The following is a 15245-nucleotide window of genomic DNA, read 5'->3' on the forward strand; positions in this document are numbered from 1 at the left end:
GATCTTTATAACGTCTTTGTCTTAAATATACTTAAAAAATCGACTTATGTTAACACCTTTTTCCGGTTCCTCACCATGGATCAACAAATCCAACATCACCTTACTGAAATAAGGAACCAAAGAAACCCCTTTGGCTCCAAAGCCATTGAATATATAAACGTTTTTCTCTTGAGGATATTTCCCTAAAAATGGTCTTCTATCCCGGGTAGCTGGTCGTATCCCACTTTTGTGTTGAATAATTTCCCTATCGGAAGCATGAACCAACTTTTCCAATTTTTCCAAAATAGTCCTTTTTCCCTGGCTGCTTGGCCCGGTGTCCAGGTCATGCCGACTATAAGTGGACCCCACCCTTATCAAACCATCAGGCATGGTGATCCTAAACACCCCGCGGTTGATGATTTCATAAGGTTTGAATTCTTCATTTATTTCCAGAATTTCACCTTTAACGGGGGCAAAAGGCAGCCAATCAAAAAACCGGCTTTTCATGGCTCCAATGCCATTGCAATAAATAAGATTTTTGGCTTTTATTTCCCCATAAATAAAACCATCATCCTTTCTGATTAATTTATCCTCATCAAAAGTCGATTGTACCAAAAATCCCTTTTCATTCAACCAACCCGTATAAGCATCCAAAAGAGCAGCCAGGTCCACAAAGCCACAATTTTTCAACAAAATTCCTCCATAAGGGTCATTGACCTCATCATATTTGCTGGACATCCTGACCGTTTCAATATAACCCCTAAACCCCTCATCCCCACTTTTTCCCATCCATTCATTTTGTTCTTCAATACTGACAAAAGGCCTGTAAATGGGCCTAGGGTATATTATTTTTATCCCCAACAGGTCTTCCAGTTCCCGGTATAGCGGAATGATTTCCGGAAAAAGCAGATCAGCATTCCAGGTTTTGACCATTTTCCTCCCGGTAACCGGATTATAAAGTCCAGCCGCCACCCTACTGCTTTTATTTTTTCCAGGTTCATCAATCAGGCCAACGGTTTTTCCGGCTTTTAGCAAACGTTGGGACAATACCGTCCCTGCCAGGCCCTGTCCAATTAGTAAAAAATCTACTTCCATGCCCAAAATTAAATTCTTTCTTTGTTATTTTGGCACGAATTCAAAACTGATTCGCGCATGTTGAATGTTAAAACTTTTACCTTCAATCCCTTTCAGGAAAACACCTACCTACTTTATGATGAAACTAAAGAGGCAATCATCATCGATCCCGGGTGTTATGAAAAAGAGGAAAAGGAAGCCTTGCATCAATTTATCAAGGAAAACCAACTCAATCCCGTCCAATTGCTCAACACCCATTGCCATATTGACCATGTGCTGGGAAATGACTATGTAAAGAGGACTTTTAACATTCCTTTACTGATCCATCCAAAAGATGATCCAGTATTAAGGGCCATCAGTGCTTATGCTTCCAATTATGGATTTCCAGCATTTGATGAATGTGAGGCGGATGATTATATTGAGGAAGGTCAGGAAATCAATTTTGGAAAAACCACCCTCCAAATCCGCTGGGTTCCGGGGCATTCCCCCGGACATGTGATTTTTTATCATCCTGAGACCAAAACCTGCATTGGAGGGGACACCCTATTTCAAGGTAGCATAGGGAGAACGGACCTTCCAGGGGGAGACCATGAAACATTACTGGAAGCCATCAAAACTAAAATGTTTAGCCTTCCGGATGATGTAAAAGTCTATCCAGGCCACGGCCCTACTACCAGTATTGGCTTTGAAAAAATCAACAACCCATTTGTCGGAGAAAGAGCACAGTTTTGAGTATCAAAAAACACATCCCCAATGCCATCACCAGTTTGAATTTGGTGGCCGGAATGGCCGGAATTTTCTTTGTACTTGAAGGCAAACTCACTTATGGGACTTACTTTATTCTGGCGGCAGCTTTCTTTGATTTCTTTGATGGATGGGCTGCCCGGATGCTTGGGGTAAGTGGGGAGATAGGCAAGCAGTTGGATTCCCTGGCAGACCTTGTAACCTTTGGAGTATTGCCCACTTTTGTGGTATTCAAAATGCTCCAAACCGCATTTCCCGATAGCCTCCTGCCCTTTTTGGCCTTTTTTATAGGAATACAATCCGCCCTGAGGCTTGCAAAATTTAATATTGACACCCGTCAAACCGACCGGTTTATAGGTCTTCCCACTCCGGCCAATGCATTGTTGCTGTCTACTCTACCTTTTTTGGCGAATAAATTTATTTGGGCTCAAAACTTAATTTTCCAAGGATATTTTCTTTTGGCCTTTGCCCTGGTACTGGCATTTTTGCTTACTGCTGAGCTGCCATTAATAGCCTTAAAATTCAAGAATTATGCCTTGAGGGAAAACATCTATAGGTACCTGGTGGTCTTGATTGGTATTGTAAGCCTTGCATTTTTGGGTATTGCTGGGATTCCTTTTGCCATTTTGGGTTATATTGTCCTTTCTATAATAGAAAACTGGACAGTTTCCCATGAAGGGTAAGTGGAATATATCATATTTGTTTTGGGCTTTAGCAGGATTTTTCTTTCTCAATGAAACTAAAGCCCAAACGGATTTTTATAAAATCCCCATTACTGATGAAGGCATCTATAAAATCAGCATATTAGAGGCACAATCCTTCGGCGCAAGTTCATTGGAGGACATTACCCTATATGGTTCTCCCGGAATACTTCCCCAGGAGCTGAATAGCATGGCCCTTAAACTCAGGGAAATCCCAACCCTGATCCAGAATAACTCCTTGTATGTTTTCTTGGCCGGCCCACATCAGGTCATTCCCGATGAAGATGGATTGAGTTACCAACACCATTATTACTCAGACACCTTATATTATTTGATTGAAGTTGGGAAAAGCCGCACAAAGGAAATCCCACAAGTTTCAGTACAAAATGGAGAAGAGGCTGGTGGAAAATGGCTTTACCAAGTTGGTGTACATAAAAAAGAAGAAAATAATCTCCTGTCTTCCGGAAGAAAATGGTATGGAGATAGGATTTTTTCAGGCCAATCCTCTACCCTTGCACTTCCACAAACCATTCCGGAAAATGCGCCTTTATTTTTTAAGGCCAATTTTATGGCCCAGTCCACTTCCCAAAGCCAACTATATTTAAGATTGGGTTCCACTGAATTGGTCAATATGTCCATATCTCCCATTCCACAATCTACTTACGGGATCAAAGGCCGGGAAAAATCCTCCTCTGTAATAATTTCCTCAAACAATATTTCGGAAAACGCCCCTCTCAATTTCCAAACCGAAACTGCTGACCCCAACGGAATGGCCATGGTGGATTACATTTTACAGGGAAGGGGATTTGATTCCAAGTTATTGCCTGAAGGAATATATTATAGCCTTGAGGACATTCCCTTTCAGGTAGGAATTCAAAGTCAACAGGAAATCTGGGACATTTCTGATTTTTATGATCCTAGAAGATTGAACCTGCAGCTTGGAACAGCCTTACTTCAAAACAGCCAAAAATTAGCCATTTTTGACCCACAAAATATACCTGAAATCCCCCCAGTAATTCCTGCAGATCTATCCTTAAAATTGCTTCAAAATGAACCGGAATTGATCATCATTGCTGCTCCGGAACTGGAAAACCAGGCCAGAAGATTGGCCGAACATAAGATTTCAAGGGGATTACCCACCTTGGTCACAACTCCTCAAATGATTTATGATGCCTACAGTTACGGCACCCAGGATGTGTCCGCTTTAAGAAATTTCCTTGCTTACCATTACCAGCAGCATCAACAATTAAAAAATGTACTTTTTTTTGGAAAGGGAACATTTGATTATAAAAACATTTCTGGAGGCCGGCCTAACCTTGTCCCTACTTATAGTTCCAGAAATAACCTCAACCCTTTAACCTCCTACAGTTCTGACGATTATTTTGGGATCTTGGAAAATGGTGCCGGAATTTGGGAAGAAAGCAGTGAGGGTGATAGGCCATTAAATATCGGTGTGGGAAGAATTCCTGCCATCAATGTCCAGGAAGCAAAAACGGCAGTGGATAAAATCATCCGCTACGAATCTGATGCTCCATTGGGGAACTGGAAAAGGGAGGTATTATTTGTGGCTGACGATGGGGACCAAAATATTCACTTGGGTCATGCTGAATCCCACTCTCAATTTATACAAAACCAAAATCCTGAAATCAGGGTCAACAAACTCTATTTGGATGATTATGAACAATTAGAGGAAGGTAGTTCTCAATCTTCCCCCGCTGCCAAGTCTGCTTTTTTCCAACATATTGAAGAAGGGACTTTATTCATCAACTATATAGGCCACGGTAATGAATCCACCTTGATGGCTGAAGAAATTTTCCAGGTCACCGACTTGGAAGACTGGCCCAGCAATGAGATTCTTCCCCTTTTTGTAACGGCTACCTGTGAATTTGGCCGGCATGACAGTCCTTATTCCAGGTCTGGGGCAGAGGAATTATTATTTGCCCAAAATAAGGGAGCCATTGCCTTGCTGACTACTGGGAGGCCTGTCTTCAGCAGTCTTAATTTCGCCTTAAACCAGGCCTTTATATCAGCAGTTTTTTCCAAGGAAAATGGTGAATATCTAAGCCTGGGGGAAATCTTTAAAATCACCAAAAACAACAGCCTCAACGGCCCGTACAACCGGAACTTTTCCCTCCTGGGAGATCCCAGTTTAAAATTAGCACTTCCGGAACTTTCCGTTCAAATGGAAGTACCAATAGACCTGGACTCAAAAATGCAAGTGGATACTCTCCGGGCCCTTCAAAAAATAAGCATTAGGGGAAACATCCAAGATCCGCTCACCCAGTCTAACGTTTCCTCTTTTAATGGTGAATACCAAATCACCTTGTTGGACAAGGCTGGAGAATTGACCACCCTGGGGGACGAAAGCCAGCCCATAAGCTATGACAACCCCAATATCCTACTCCATCAAGGAACGGGAAAGGTAAAAAATGGTCAGTTTGAGGCGCAATTGATCATTCCCCAAAATATAGATTACAAATTTGGAGAAGGGATTATCCGCTTATATGCCCGGGAAGAAAGCAGTCAACTGGAAGCATTTGGGGCCCAATCCGTCATTATCGGAGGGTCTGATTCCAGGCCGGCCAATGACCTTGAGGGGCCCCATATACAGCTTTTTGCGGAGGATAGCTTAAAGAAAGTTGAGGTTATTCCCAGCAAACAAATGAGGTTGCTGGTCCATCTTCAGGACTCCAGCGGCATTCAAATTTCTCCCAACAATCTCGGTCAGAACATTACCTTACAGATCAACCAAGGAAAAACTATAATTTTAAATGATCATTATTATTCCATAAATGATGGTTTTACCCGAGGAAGAATTGATATTACCCTTGATGACCTTCGGGAAGGGAATAATATTGTTCAGCTCACCGCCTTTGATAACCAAGGAAACTCTTCCACCGCTCAACTGGAAATACGGGTGGAAGGTTCTGACCAACTGTCCATATTGGACCACATGGCATTTCCCAATCCTGCTGAATCTGATTGCCATTTTTGGTTGGAACATAACCGGCCAGGGGAAACCCTAATTTGCCAATTGTCAATTTATTCTATGGAAGGCAGGGAAATATTTTCCACAAATAAGCGTTTTCCAAAAGCTGATAGGATTGTTGATGGTTTAGCCTGGTTTTTTTTACGAAACAAAACAAGTTTTCCCGCAAAAGGGACTTATATTTACAAATTAGAGCTTATGAGCGAAACGGACAATACGTCTGATTTGGCTAGTGGAAAAATCTATATTCAATGAAAATAATAAAAAACAACTTGAAAGGATTTACTTTTTTAGCTTCGCTATTTTTCATCACATTTATTGTAAAGGCACAAAATTCTGCCATAATCTCCGGTCAGGAAGATGGTAGAAGGGTCATTGCCACTGCTGTTCCATTTTTGAATTTTGCACCTGACAGCAGGCACTCTGCTATGGGTGATGTGGGGGTAGCCACCTCCCCGGATGCCAACTCCGCCCACTGGAATGCTGCCAAACTAGCTTTTATAGATAAAAAAATGGGTTTCTCTCTTTCCTATTCTCCCTGGTTGGGAAAATTGGTTCCTGATATGTCCCTCAATTACCTTACTGGTTATCGCAGGATTGATGATGTTTCCACTTTTGGAATTGATTTGAGATACTTTAATATGGGAGATATCCAACTGACCGATGGAAGGGGCCAGGATATTGGAGAGTTTACCCCAAGGGATATCGCCATTGGGGCCACATATTCCAGAAAACTGTCTGAAAACCTTTCCCTAGGAATTTCAGCACGCTTTATCCATTCCAATTTATCAGGAAATATAGGGGCTTCCAGTGGAGCAGAAGGTCGCCCCGGTGTTAGTGTGGGTACGGATGTAGGGGTTTATTACCAAAAAGAAGTCCTTTTTTCGGATAAAGATGCCTTATGGTCACTGGGAGCCAATGTCAGCAATATCGGCCCCAAACTGACATATAACAGTGCAGAGGATCTGGATTATATTCCTACCAACTTCAGAATGGGTACTGCATTGGCCATCAACCTTGATGAATACAATGATTTAACCTTTGCCCTTGATTTGAACAAATTAATGGTCCCTACTCCCCCTATCTATGCAAGAAATGAGGATGGCTCCTTACGACAGGACAGCAATGGTGATCCCATTATTGAAAGCGGCAAAGATCCTAACCGCTCCCTGATCAGTGGTATCTTTGGTTCTTTTGCCGATGCACCGGATGGTTTTGGTGAGGAAATGCAAGAGTTTATGATTTCCTTTGGTGTTGAATATGAGTATGCAGAAAAATTTGCCCTTAGGACCGGCTATTTCCATGAAAACCAAAATAAAGGCGGAAGAAAATATTTTACCATGGGGGTTGGTTTTAATATTAAAAGGTTAGGGTTTGATTTCTCCTATTTGGTACCCCAAAAGCAAAACCACCCCTTGGCAGAAACTTTAAGATTCTCCCTGGCTTACGACATTCCAAAACCTTAAACATGACTGTAGTAGACCGATCAAAAGCTCCGGCTTTTCAGATACCAGAACATATAGCATTAACTAAACCTCAAAAGCGGACCTTGAAAAACGGGGTCCCTTTGTATTTTTTCCCCACCCCGGCCATTGATGCCATCAAAATAGAAATCAATACCGCCTCCAATAAGCATTTGGTTGCAAAAGAAAAAGCACTGGTTCCTTTTTTTACATTGCACATGTTAATGGAAGGGACGCAAGAAAAAAACTCTGAGGAAATAGACCATTTTTTTGATCATTATGCCTCCGAAATTGAGGTCATTTCCACATTTGAACAAAGCGGCCTATCCCTGCTGACTACCAAAAAACACTTTGCATCAGTTTTACCTGTATTCCGTTCACTTTTTACAGAGGCTGTATTTCCTGAAAAAGAACTGGAAAAAAGAAAATCCCAAAAATCCCTAACCATTTCCATTCAAAAAGGACAAAATGGAGCTAGGGCCAACCAATTATACAGGAAAGCGCTCTTTGGTTCCCATCACCCTTATGGGTTTGTGGCAGAAGAATGTGATGTGGAAACCGTCCAAAGGGAAGACCTGGTGGATTTCTACCACAATACCTTATTGGTAACCCCAGAAATATTTGTCACTGGGAATTTGGAGGAAAATGAAATTGATCAATTGGTAAAAGCATTTGAAGATTTGCCGGTCATCCAAATCTCGGACACCTTGCCCGATTTTGAAGTTTGGCCTGAAAAAAGGCTGACCGAAATCAAGGAAAAATCCGTACAATCCAGTATCCGCCTAGGACAACACCTTATTCCGAAAACCCACGAGGATTACCATGCTTTGACGGTCTTTAACACCATTTTAGGAGGTTATTTTGGCAGTCGATTGATCAAGAACATCCGGGAAGAAAAGGGCCATACTTATGGGATTTACAGCTCCATAGGCAACTTGCAACTTTCAGATTATTGGGTGGTCATGGCCGATGTCCAAAAGGGATATGCGGAGGAAGTCATCCAGGAAGTTTACAAAGAAATCGAAAGACTTAAAAACACCCCAGTACAAAAGGATGAACTTGAAATCGTCCGCAATTATATGATCGGCAATTTTTTATCCAGCTTTAGCAATGCCTTTGACCTGATCAACCGCTTCAAGAGCATTCATCAGGTGGGTCTGGATTATGATTTCTATGAAACCCAATTGGCTTATTTCAGGGATTTTAAACCTGAAGAAATTATGGAAATTGGCCAAAAATACTTTAAGCCGGAGAACATTATTGAGGTTATTGTAGGTTAGAGATAGGGATTTTTGTTATATAGAATTTGGGGTATTTGGTATGTGGAAACCGAATCCCTACCATAATTCCGATTGTCCAGCCCGATTTTAAGTTGTCCCAACGGCTTAGCCAACGGAGACTAAAAACTCACTAAAATCTCAAGTATCAAGGTTCACCTCTTCACTAATTCATATATCCAAGAAAGATCCAGGCTACTCTTTTGCCAAACATGAAACAATTTCCATTTCCAACCTTTTGCTCCTTGCCTTTTGGCCAATTCCAAAAACTTTCCTGAAACCTCAAAATTAGCTGAAAAAAGGGCATGTTTGGTTTCATGATATATCCTGGAAATCAAAGCTTGGTTTTCGGTTGGGTTTTGATTGAGACGGGAAATTTTTTCGCACACTTTTAAAGTGGACGGCAAAATAATGGATTGCTTTTTTTGGTATTGTTTTCTTGAATATGCCGCCGGATGCAACCTTTTTTTTACCCCCCTATAATGGCTGAAGGAAAACCGGTATTTTCTGGCCATCCGGACCAAAATATCAAAATCCTCATAGGAAAGAGACTCATCATAGCCTCCCTCCTTTTTTAAAGCTCCGCAATCAAAAACTAGTGTGGGCGTGCAGACACAATATCGCTCCACCACATCAGCATAAATCCATCCTTCTGGAATCCATTCCTGAACCTTTCCGTTTTCATCAGTTGGAAAGAAAGTCTTTTTGACTTTCCCATCAGCACTTACCAAATAAGCATTGGAAGAATAAACCTTTGCTTCCGTCTGTTTTGAGAATGCACATACCGCTTCCCCAATATGCTGGGGCATCAATACATCATCTCCTGAAAGATCAAGGACAAATTTTCCATTTGCCCATTTCAAAGCTTTGTTGAATGCTTTACAATAATTGATTTTCTCAGGCAACAAAAACACCTTTGTCAGCTTTATCTTATTACCATTTTGCTCGACCCATTGTGCGATTTGTTCCTGGCTGCCATCCCCACTTCCATTGTCAAAAACGATCAATTCTATAGGTTGATAAACCTGTTCTAAAACAGAATTTAGGGCTTCCTCCACAAAATCTTTTTGCTGATAACAGAGACAAATTACAGTAACCAAAGGGGCATCCATAGGGCTTACAGTTGAATTTGCCAGGTTAATTTGTTGGAGGAATTATTAGCCACTTTTGATTTAAAATGTATCAAGCTGTGGTTGGCGGATCCCTGCCATTCAGAGGAACCCAAATCTATAAAATCGACCCCTAACCTATCTCCCAATTGGATGACTGAATAAATAGCTACCTCACCGGTAAAGGTTTGTTGATTGTTAGGGTTCATGGCCGGCAAAAAATAATATAAACTATTGGAAGTCAACTGGACACAAAGCACATGGGCCACTGCTTCGCCCCCTTCTTCCACAGTTACCAAATGATAGCGGTCAGGATAAGCGCTGACCTGTTGTATTAATTTTTCCTCATCTACTTTATATTCATGGTCCCGTATGGTTCGCCACCATTTTATGTCTTTCAAAAAATTAAAATTTTTTATGGGGCCCACCTCCACGTCTAAATTGAACTTTTCCTGCTTTTTCTTATTTTTTGAAGCCTTTTCCTGCAGGTATTGCTTGATTTCTTTTCTGTTTTCAAAAACCTGATGCATCAACATCTTTTTCATCTTGAAACCCAAAGTATTCAGGATGTAGTGGATCATTGGGTTCTGAGGCTGATAAGGGTCAGGAGCTTGAGTTATCTCCAGGGACCTCCCCCCTAATCCCCTAATGGCAATCAATAATTGCTCTACAAAAAACTGAAAACTTTCAGAAGAAATTTTCTTTTCCACCCAAAAACCACCAAAGGGCGCCTCCTTAAGGGAAGTCATCTCTCCATTTTCCTGAAACTGAAAATAAATCGAAGCCTTTAGTTTTTGTTTTTTGAACAATTGGGCACAATAATATTTTTCCCCATTTGAAGGGGAATAATCGTGTAAAAAATAATCATGATCCACTTGACCGACTTCTTTGAGCAGAAAATCATAGTTTTTTTCGGTATTCATCTTGCAACTTTTCAAAAACTTTTTTGTCTCTGATATAATCATCTTCGGAAAAATTTTCGTTGGCCATGACCAACAATATGGCATTGGAATAAAAAACAAACTCCGACCAAACCAAATGAGGAAGAAACAATACCTGTTCTGGGCTTTCCAGGGTAAAAAGGTACTGTTTTTTAGCAAGGTCCTCCAATTTCACCTCTACCTTACCCTGCAAACATATTGTCACTTGTTGGTCTTTGTGATGGGCATGAACGCCCCTGACCGAATTTTCCGGCACTCCGGATATCCAAAATGTCCTTTTTATCTGAAAAGGAATTTGTTGCTGTTCCAGGTAATGGAGCATTCCCTGAGGATTTTCGGTTTTTCCCACCTGAAAAACATAAGGTTTGGTCATTTTTAAGTTATTGGTACTATTTTGGATCATTCACCAAAAATTATTTGGTTTCCAAGTTAAATAAAATCCCCTAGTCGATCAGGGAATGGCCCTATTTCTTGGGCAAAATTTTACAATAATTTAATGTTTGGTGGGTATGGTGATTTGTTTTTTTCTTATCCCCTTTTCTATCAGTACCTTTAGTTTAGTTCAACCCTTAAAGGGGTTGGCAGGACATCACGATTCAAATAACCCTGGGTTTGCACCCAAGGTTATTTTAGTTAAAGCCTTAACAAGCTTCTTTTATGGATTTTTTTAAAAAAACGAGGACTTACCCCTCTCAAGGAAGATTTAGGGAGTGCTACTAGGGTTTAATTTATATGACATGGAACCGTTCTTATTCTAAAAAAAGTTTAGGAATATAAGGAATAAAAAAACCAATAGGTTTTACAAATCACGAATAAAAAAATTAACAATTGACATATCAAAATATCCCGAATCCCGATTCACTTTTTTTATTTCACTATCAAGCTTAGTTTTGAACTTTAAAATTGGATAATAGCAGAAAAAGAGACGGATGGAAGATACATTTTTGACATTGGCGGAGGATTCTGAGGGGCTTTACAAGGAAAAGGGGAGCAAATTCCTGGCATTTGCTTTTCCGGTAAGTGATGAAGAGGAAATCAAGGAAAAGCTGGATGGGCTTCGAAAAAAATTCCATGATGCAAGGCACCATTGTTATGCTTATATCCTTGGCAAAGACCAGGATACCTTCAGGGCCAATGATGATGGAGAACCCAATCATTCTGCAGGAGACCCTATTCTTGGCCAGCTTCGCTCCAACAACCTGACCAATGCATTAATTGTGGTTGTCCGTTATTTTGGTGGTACTAAATTGGGCGTAGGTGGCTTGATCAGTGCCTATAAAACGGCAGCTGCGGAAGCCATTGCAGCCAATCAGATTATTGAGGATGTAATTACCAAGACTGTTCGATTTCGTTTTGATTACCTCGATATGAATGATGTCATGCGCCTGATCAAGGAAAAGGACCTTAAAATAAAAAAGCAGGATTTTGACAATACCTGCTTGATGAGTCTTTCTGTGAGGGAAGCATTACTTGATGAGGTGTTAGAAAGATTGAAAGACATTCCCTCTGTCAAACTTTCCGATTAGCCAACAAATCATCTAAATAGCCTTTTTGGTACAGTTCCTGGAAAACTACCAAACAGGCCCAGGCATCTGTAGCGGCATATAATTGTTGTTTGGCCGTCAATTCCTCGGCTTCCCAATTGGAAACCTGTTCGGACTTAGAAATCCGAATGTTTAGCACCATGGCACTTAGATTTCTGACCCCCACATTATGGAAGCCTACCTTTTTCAATTCTTCATTCAAATCGAAAAAGCTGGCCTGCTTAAACCGGGAATCCAATCTTCTCAAATCTTTGATATCATCCCTAACGGCAGCACCTATTTTGACAATTTGGGGATCCTCAAGAATTTCCCGGATTTCATCAGGAAAGCCTATAAGGTTTAACCGGAACAAAAAAGCTTTTTCTTCAGTAGATAATTGCAAAAGTGACACCTCATGCTTCACTCCTTTCTTAAAAGAAGGCCTGGTTTCGGTATCAAAACCAATCAAGCGGTGGGCATATAGATATTCCACTGCTTCCGGAATCATTTTTGGGTCATCTATTAATATTATCTCCCCCTCAAATGCCCCAATAGGCAGTTCGTTCACCTCACTTTTACTGATCTTATAAGGAATCATACCGCTAACTCTTTTTGTATTTCTTTCATTTCTTCTTCAGAATAATAATTGATACCCAGCTTTAGGTATCCATATAAAACAGTCATAAAAGGACTGATGATATTAAAAAAACAATAAGGGGCATAAGTCAATGTCGCAACTCCCAATACGGAAGCCTGAGTTGCCCCACAGGTATTCCAGGGCACCAACACGGAAGTCACCGTGGCACTATCTTCCAAGGTCCTGCTCAGGTTTTCCCCTTTTAATCCACGTTTTTTATAAATATCTACATACATCCTTCCCGGCACCAGGATTGCCAAATACTGGTCGGAGGTCGTTAGGTTAAAAAACACACAAGTCGCCGCCGTAGAGGCAATTAATGACCCTAAAGAATGTACTTTTTTAATCACTGCTTCAGCAATAACCAACAACATACCGCTCTCCTCCATGATTCCTCCAAATATCATGGCGCAGATAATCAACCAAATGGTAGGCAACATCCCAGCCATTCCTCCGGTGGAAAGGAGCTCATTGACCATTCCATTGCTGGTTTCTATGCTGATATTCCCATACAAGGACATCATACTCGCCTTAAAGGCCTGGTAAAGGTAACTTCTCCCTTCTTCCCCCGCAATAAACCGAATGACCTCTGGTTGGAAGACCACTGCAAACACCGCCCCCAAGAGGGCACCTGCCAACAATGCTGGCAAAGCCGGAACCTTTTTGACAATCATGCCTAATACTACCACGGGAACAATAAATAACCATCCATTGACCTCAAAATGTTCCACTATTACCTGGGAAATCTCTTTCACCTGTCCCACTGATCCCTGGGCTTCATAATTATATCCCACTATTCCAAAAAGAATCAGTGCCAAAGTGATGGAGGGAACTGTGGTCTTGGTCATATGGCGGATATGGGTAAATAGATTGGTTTCCGCCATGGCCGGTGCCAAGTTGGTGGTGTCGGATAGAGGCGACATTTTATCCCCAAAATAAGCACCGGAAATAATGGCCCCAGCAATTATTCCTTCATCAAAGCCCAAAGCTTTTCCTATTCCCAATAAAGCAACACCTACGGTAGCTACAGTGGTCCAACTGGATCCGGTGGCTACAGAAACTATTCCGCTGACCACACAGGCAGCTATTAGGAAAATTCCCGGATTGAGGATTTGAAGTCCATAATATATCATCGCAGGAACAATGCCGCTCAACAGCCAGGTCCCGGCAAGGGATCCTATCAATAGCAAAATCAAGATAGAAGGCATGGCAGCCCCGATACTTTTTACAATTCCCGATTGCAGATCATTCCAGGAAATTCCCAGCCTGAAAAATGACATCAGCCCTGCCAGGGTTGCAGAAAGGATCAATACCAATTGGTTGGAGCCCGAGAGGCCATCAGCACCAAAAACCCTGATATTAATCACCAGCAAAATGATAAGAAACAGGATAGGAATTAAAGCCTCAACCAATTGAGGTTTTCGATGCTTATTGCTCATTTATTTAACTTTGAGGTCAATTTCTAAAATTTAAATTTAAGAAAAATAATCGTTTTATTGATTTTTCGATTTCTGGGTAGGGAAAGTAGTTGAATATTAAAAAGATAGCCTAAACCTAGCTTTTATGCGGTATCAAATGCCCATCGGAATTTGGATTCCCTGCCCAATTTGTCTTTTAAGTCAAAAACACAATATATTCTCCAAAGAAATTTCCGTATTTAATGGATGGTTGATAGTGTTTCAAGAACCGTCCCGATAGCAATGGGGATAGGGATTAGATGATTTGTACTGATAAAGCATGCGGAGCCCCTATTATCAAAACACGATTATTCGAAGGTCAGAATAAAATTTCATTATCAATTGTGGGAAAAACTTTTGAGACGGCCCCTTTAATTTCTCCCAATTTGAAATTTCACGATCGATTATTTCACCCCATTATTACAATTACATCACCTATTCTCTCTTTTCAATCGGAGTTTTCCCTTTAAGCCCCGCTTTAAAATCATCTCGATTTTTCAGAAACTTAAAAGTAAAATAAATCACCACTATAATAAACAGCACTGACAACACAATAATTATGATTTTTAATTTACTTTTTTTATTCCAATAGGCAAAAATGTGGACTCCGATCCTTAAAATTAATGGGCAATGTTACCCCTACTCTTCATATCAAAGCAATATACAAGGATAAAACCTAAACAATAATACAACATATCCTTAAAATCAAATGAACCTATCAAACCTGGAAAAAAATAGCAAAACAGCTCTTGAGACAGATAAATAAACAATACCAAAAATGCATTTTCATTAGCTTTTTCTTGAGTTGTATTAAGTGGGGTAAGAAGAAAATAGACAAAAACCAATGAAACTAATCCAGCGCCAGAATCAGCAAGTCCAAAATCAAAGAATCCCAATTCATTTTGAAAAGGCCGATAATGACTTACCAAAACATACCCTAATAAAAATAGAGATATTAATTTAAAATGGGAAAAATTATTTTCTATATAGGTCACAAAATTATTCATATTTTTTTTACATTAAAAACGAATAGAATATTTTTATAATTAAATGGACAAAACCACCACTAATAATACAAAAAAATTCCAAGATGAATGGAACAAAAAGGAATACAATATTCCAAACTTAATTCTTATGTATCCTAAAATTAAACCTCCTATAAATTGAGGAATAATGGCTATTAATAATTTAAAAGAATCCGGATAACCAATTTCATTTATTTCATAATTAAAAACATGTACAGGGGCAAAAAATGAAGCTGATCCGAAAACAGCGAATTTTGAACTAGAAGGTGTTCTTTTACCCCTGATAAAAACAGCTAACATGAAAATCAAATAGGTAACATACAATG

14 protein-coding genes are annotated in these 15245 nt (G+C 40.3%); 6 read left to right on the forward strand and 8 right to left on the reverse strand.

Annotated features, from left to right (window positions below):
* Positions 1-21 precede the first annotated feature (21 nt).
* Positions 22-1074 carry an NAD(P)/FAD-dependent oxidoreductase gene (locus QWY93_RS01010; protein ID WP_290246336.1) on the reverse strand — a complete coding sequence of 351 codons (1053 nt, stop codon included), beginning with the start codon at positions 1072-1074 and terminating at the stop codon, positions 22-24.
* 57 nt (positions 1075-1131) lie between these two features.
* Here QWY93_RS01010 and QWY93_RS01015 point away from each other — a divergent pair, with 57 nt between their 5' ends.
* Genes QWY93_RS01015 through QWY93_RS01035 form a run of 5 tightly spaced genes read left to right on the forward strand, consistent with a single transcriptional unit; the run spans position 1132 to position 8230 of the window.
* The gene (locus QWY93_RS01015; RefSeq protein WP_290246337.1) at positions 1132-1785 is read left to right on the forward strand and encodes an MBL fold metallo-hydrolase; all 654 of its coding nucleotides are present in this window, start codon (positions 1132-1134) and stop codon (positions 1783-1785) included.
* Positions 1782-2480 (forward strand): CDP-diacylglycerol--serine O-phosphatidyltransferase, encoded by a 699-nt coding sequence (gene pssA, locus QWY93_RS01020; protein WP_290246338.1) that lies wholly within the window; start codon positions 1782-1784, stop codon positions 2478-2480. The genes QWY93_RS01015 and pssA overlap by 4 nt, the downstream gene beginning before the upstream one ends.
* Positions 2470-5742 (forward strand): type IX secretion system sortase PorU, encoded by a 3273-nt coding sequence (gene porU, locus QWY93_RS01025; protein WP_290246339.1) that lies wholly within the window; start codon positions 2470-2472, stop codon positions 5740-5742. Before pssA ends, porU begins: the two co-directional genes overlap by 11 nt.
* Entirely contained in the window at positions 5739-6953 is a 1215-nt protein-coding gene (porV, locus tag QWY93_RS01030) for a type IX secretion system outer membrane channel protein PorV (protein ID WP_290246340.1), read from the forward strand. Before porU ends, porV begins: the two co-directional genes overlap by 4 nt.
* Before the next feature lie 2 nt (positions 6954-6955).
* Positions 6956-8230: a M16 family metallopeptidase gene (locus QWY93_RS01035; RefSeq protein WP_290246341.1), complete on the forward strand. Its 1275-nt coding sequence runs from the start codon at positions 6956-6958 to the stop codon at positions 8228-8230.
* 152 nt (positions 8231-8382) lie between these two features.
* On the opposite strand, the gene QWY93_RS01040 is transcribed toward QWY93_RS01035, so the two are convergent.
* The 3 genes from QWY93_RS01040 to QWY93_RS01050 are packed head-to-tail and all read right to left on the reverse strand — an operon-like array spanning position 8383 to position 10680.
* Positions 8383-9339, reverse strand: coding sequence for a glycosyltransferase (locus QWY93_RS01040; RefSeq protein ID WP_290246342.1), 957 nt, complete (start codon positions 9337-9339; stop codon positions 8383-8385).
* Between the two features lie 5 nt (positions 9340-9344).
* Entirely contained in the window at positions 9345-10259 is a 915-nt protein-coding gene (locus tag QWY93_RS01045) for a GNAT family N-acetyltransferase (protein ID WP_290246343.1), read from the reverse strand.
* Complete coding sequence (locus QWY93_RS01050) at positions 10237-10680, reverse strand: sugar 3,4-ketoisomerase (protein WP_290246344.1); 444 nt, start codon at positions 10678-10680, stop codon at positions 10237-10239. Before QWY93_RS01050 ends, QWY93_RS01045 begins: the two co-directional genes overlap by 23 nt.
* Positions 10681-11206: 526 nt before the next feature.
* Here QWY93_RS01050 and QWY93_RS01055 point away from each other — a divergent pair.
* Entirely contained in the window at positions 11207-11803 is a 597-nt protein-coding gene (locus QWY93_RS01055; protein WP_290246345.1) for an IMPACT family protein, read from the forward strand.
* Here the strand turns inward: QWY93_RS01055 and QWY93_RS01060 are convergent.
* The 4 genes from QWY93_RS01060 to QWY93_RS19630 all read right to left on the reverse strand — a co-directional run bounded on the left by QWY93_RS01060 (position 11787) and on the right by QWY93_RS19630 (position 15219).
* Positions 11787-12398 carry a 3'-5' exonuclease gene (locus tag QWY93_RS01060; protein WP_290246346.1) on the reverse strand — a complete coding sequence of 204 codons (612 nt, stop codon included), beginning with the start codon at positions 12396-12398 and terminating at the stop codon, positions 11787-11789. The two genes, QWY93_RS01055 and QWY93_RS01060, sit on opposite strands and share 17 nt — an antisense overlap.
* A complete protein-coding gene (nhaC, locus tag QWY93_RS01065; protein ID WP_290246347.1) occupies positions 12395-13876 on the reverse strand; it encodes a Na+/H+ antiporter NhaC in 1482 nt (493 codons plus the stop codon). The genes QWY93_RS01060 and nhaC overlap by 4 nt, the downstream gene beginning before the upstream one ends.
* Positions 13877-14514: 638 nt before the next feature.
* A complete protein-coding gene (locus tag QWY93_RS01070) occupies positions 14515-14901 on the reverse strand; it encodes a hypothetical protein (RefSeq protein ID WP_290246348.1) in 387 nt (128 codons plus the stop codon).
* A 39-nt stretch (positions 14902-14940) separates the two neighbouring features.
* A complete protein-coding gene (locus QWY93_RS19630; RefSeq protein ID WP_353959605.1) occupies positions 14941-15219 on the reverse strand; it encodes a CPBP family glutamic-type intramembrane protease in 279 nt (92 codons plus the stop codon).
* Positions 15220-15245 lie beyond the last annotated feature (26 nt).

The organism is Echinicola jeungdonensis (assembly GCF_030409905.1).
Classification (GTDB): Bacteria; Bacteroidota; Bacteroidia; order Cytophagales; family Cyclobacteriaceae; genus Echinicola; species Echinicola jeungdonensis.

What these genes read in the sequence shown, in the direction of transcription:
- QWY93_RS01010 (WP_290246336.1), bottom strand. Translation starts at nt 1,074, where the DNA reads ATGGAAGTAGATTTTTTACTAATTGGACAGGGCCTGGCAGGGACGGTA.
- QWY93_RS01015 (WP_290246337.1), top strand. Translation starts at nt 1,132, where the DNA reads ATGTTGAATGTTAAAACTTTTACCTTCAATCCCTTTCAGGAAAACACC.
- porU (WP_290246339.1), top strand. Translation starts at nt 2,470, where the DNA reads ATGAAGGGTAAGTGGAATATATCATATTTGTTTTGGGCTTTAGCAGGA.
- porV (WP_290246340.1), top strand. Translation starts at nt 5,739, where the DNA reads ATGAAAATAATAAAAAACAACTTGAAAGGATTTACTTTTTTAGCTTCG.
- QWY93_RS01035 (WP_290246341.1), top strand. Translation starts at nt 6,956, where the DNA reads ATGACTGTAGTAGACCGATCAAAAGCTCCGGCTTTTCAGATACCAGAA.
- QWY93_RS01040 (WP_290246342.1), bottom strand. Translation starts at nt 9,339, where the DNA reads ATGGATGCCCCTTTGGTTACTGTAATTTGTCTCTGTTATCAGCAAAAA.
- QWY93_RS01045 (WP_290246343.1), bottom strand. Translation starts at nt 10,259, where the DNA reads ATGAATACCGAAAAAAACTATGATTTTCTGCTCAAAGAAGTCGGTCAA.
- QWY93_RS01050 (WP_290246344.1), bottom strand. Translation starts at nt 10,680, where the DNA reads ATGATCCAAAATAGTACCAATAACTTAAAAATGACCAAACCTTATGTT.
- QWY93_RS01055 (WP_290246345.1), top strand. Translation starts at nt 11,207, where the DNA reads ATGGAAGATACATTTTTGACATTGGCGGAGGATTCTGAGGGGCTTTAC.
- QWY93_RS01060 (WP_290246346.1), bottom strand. Translation starts at nt 12,398, where the DNA reads ATGATTCCTTATAAGATCAGTAAAAGTGAGGTGAACGAACTGCCTATT.
- nhaC (WP_290246347.1), bottom strand. Translation starts at nt 13,876, where the DNA reads ATGAGCAATAAGCATCGAAAACCTCAATTGGTTGAGGCTTTAATTCCT.
- QWY93_RS01070 (WP_290246348.1), bottom strand. Translation starts at nt 14,901, where the DNA reads ATGAATAATTTTGTGACCTATATAGAAAATAATTTTTCCCATTTTAAA.
- QWY93_RS19630 (WP_353959605.1), bottom strand. Translation starts at nt 15,219, where the DNA reads ATGTTAGCTGTTTTTATCAGGGGTAAAAGAACACCTTCTAGTTCAAAA.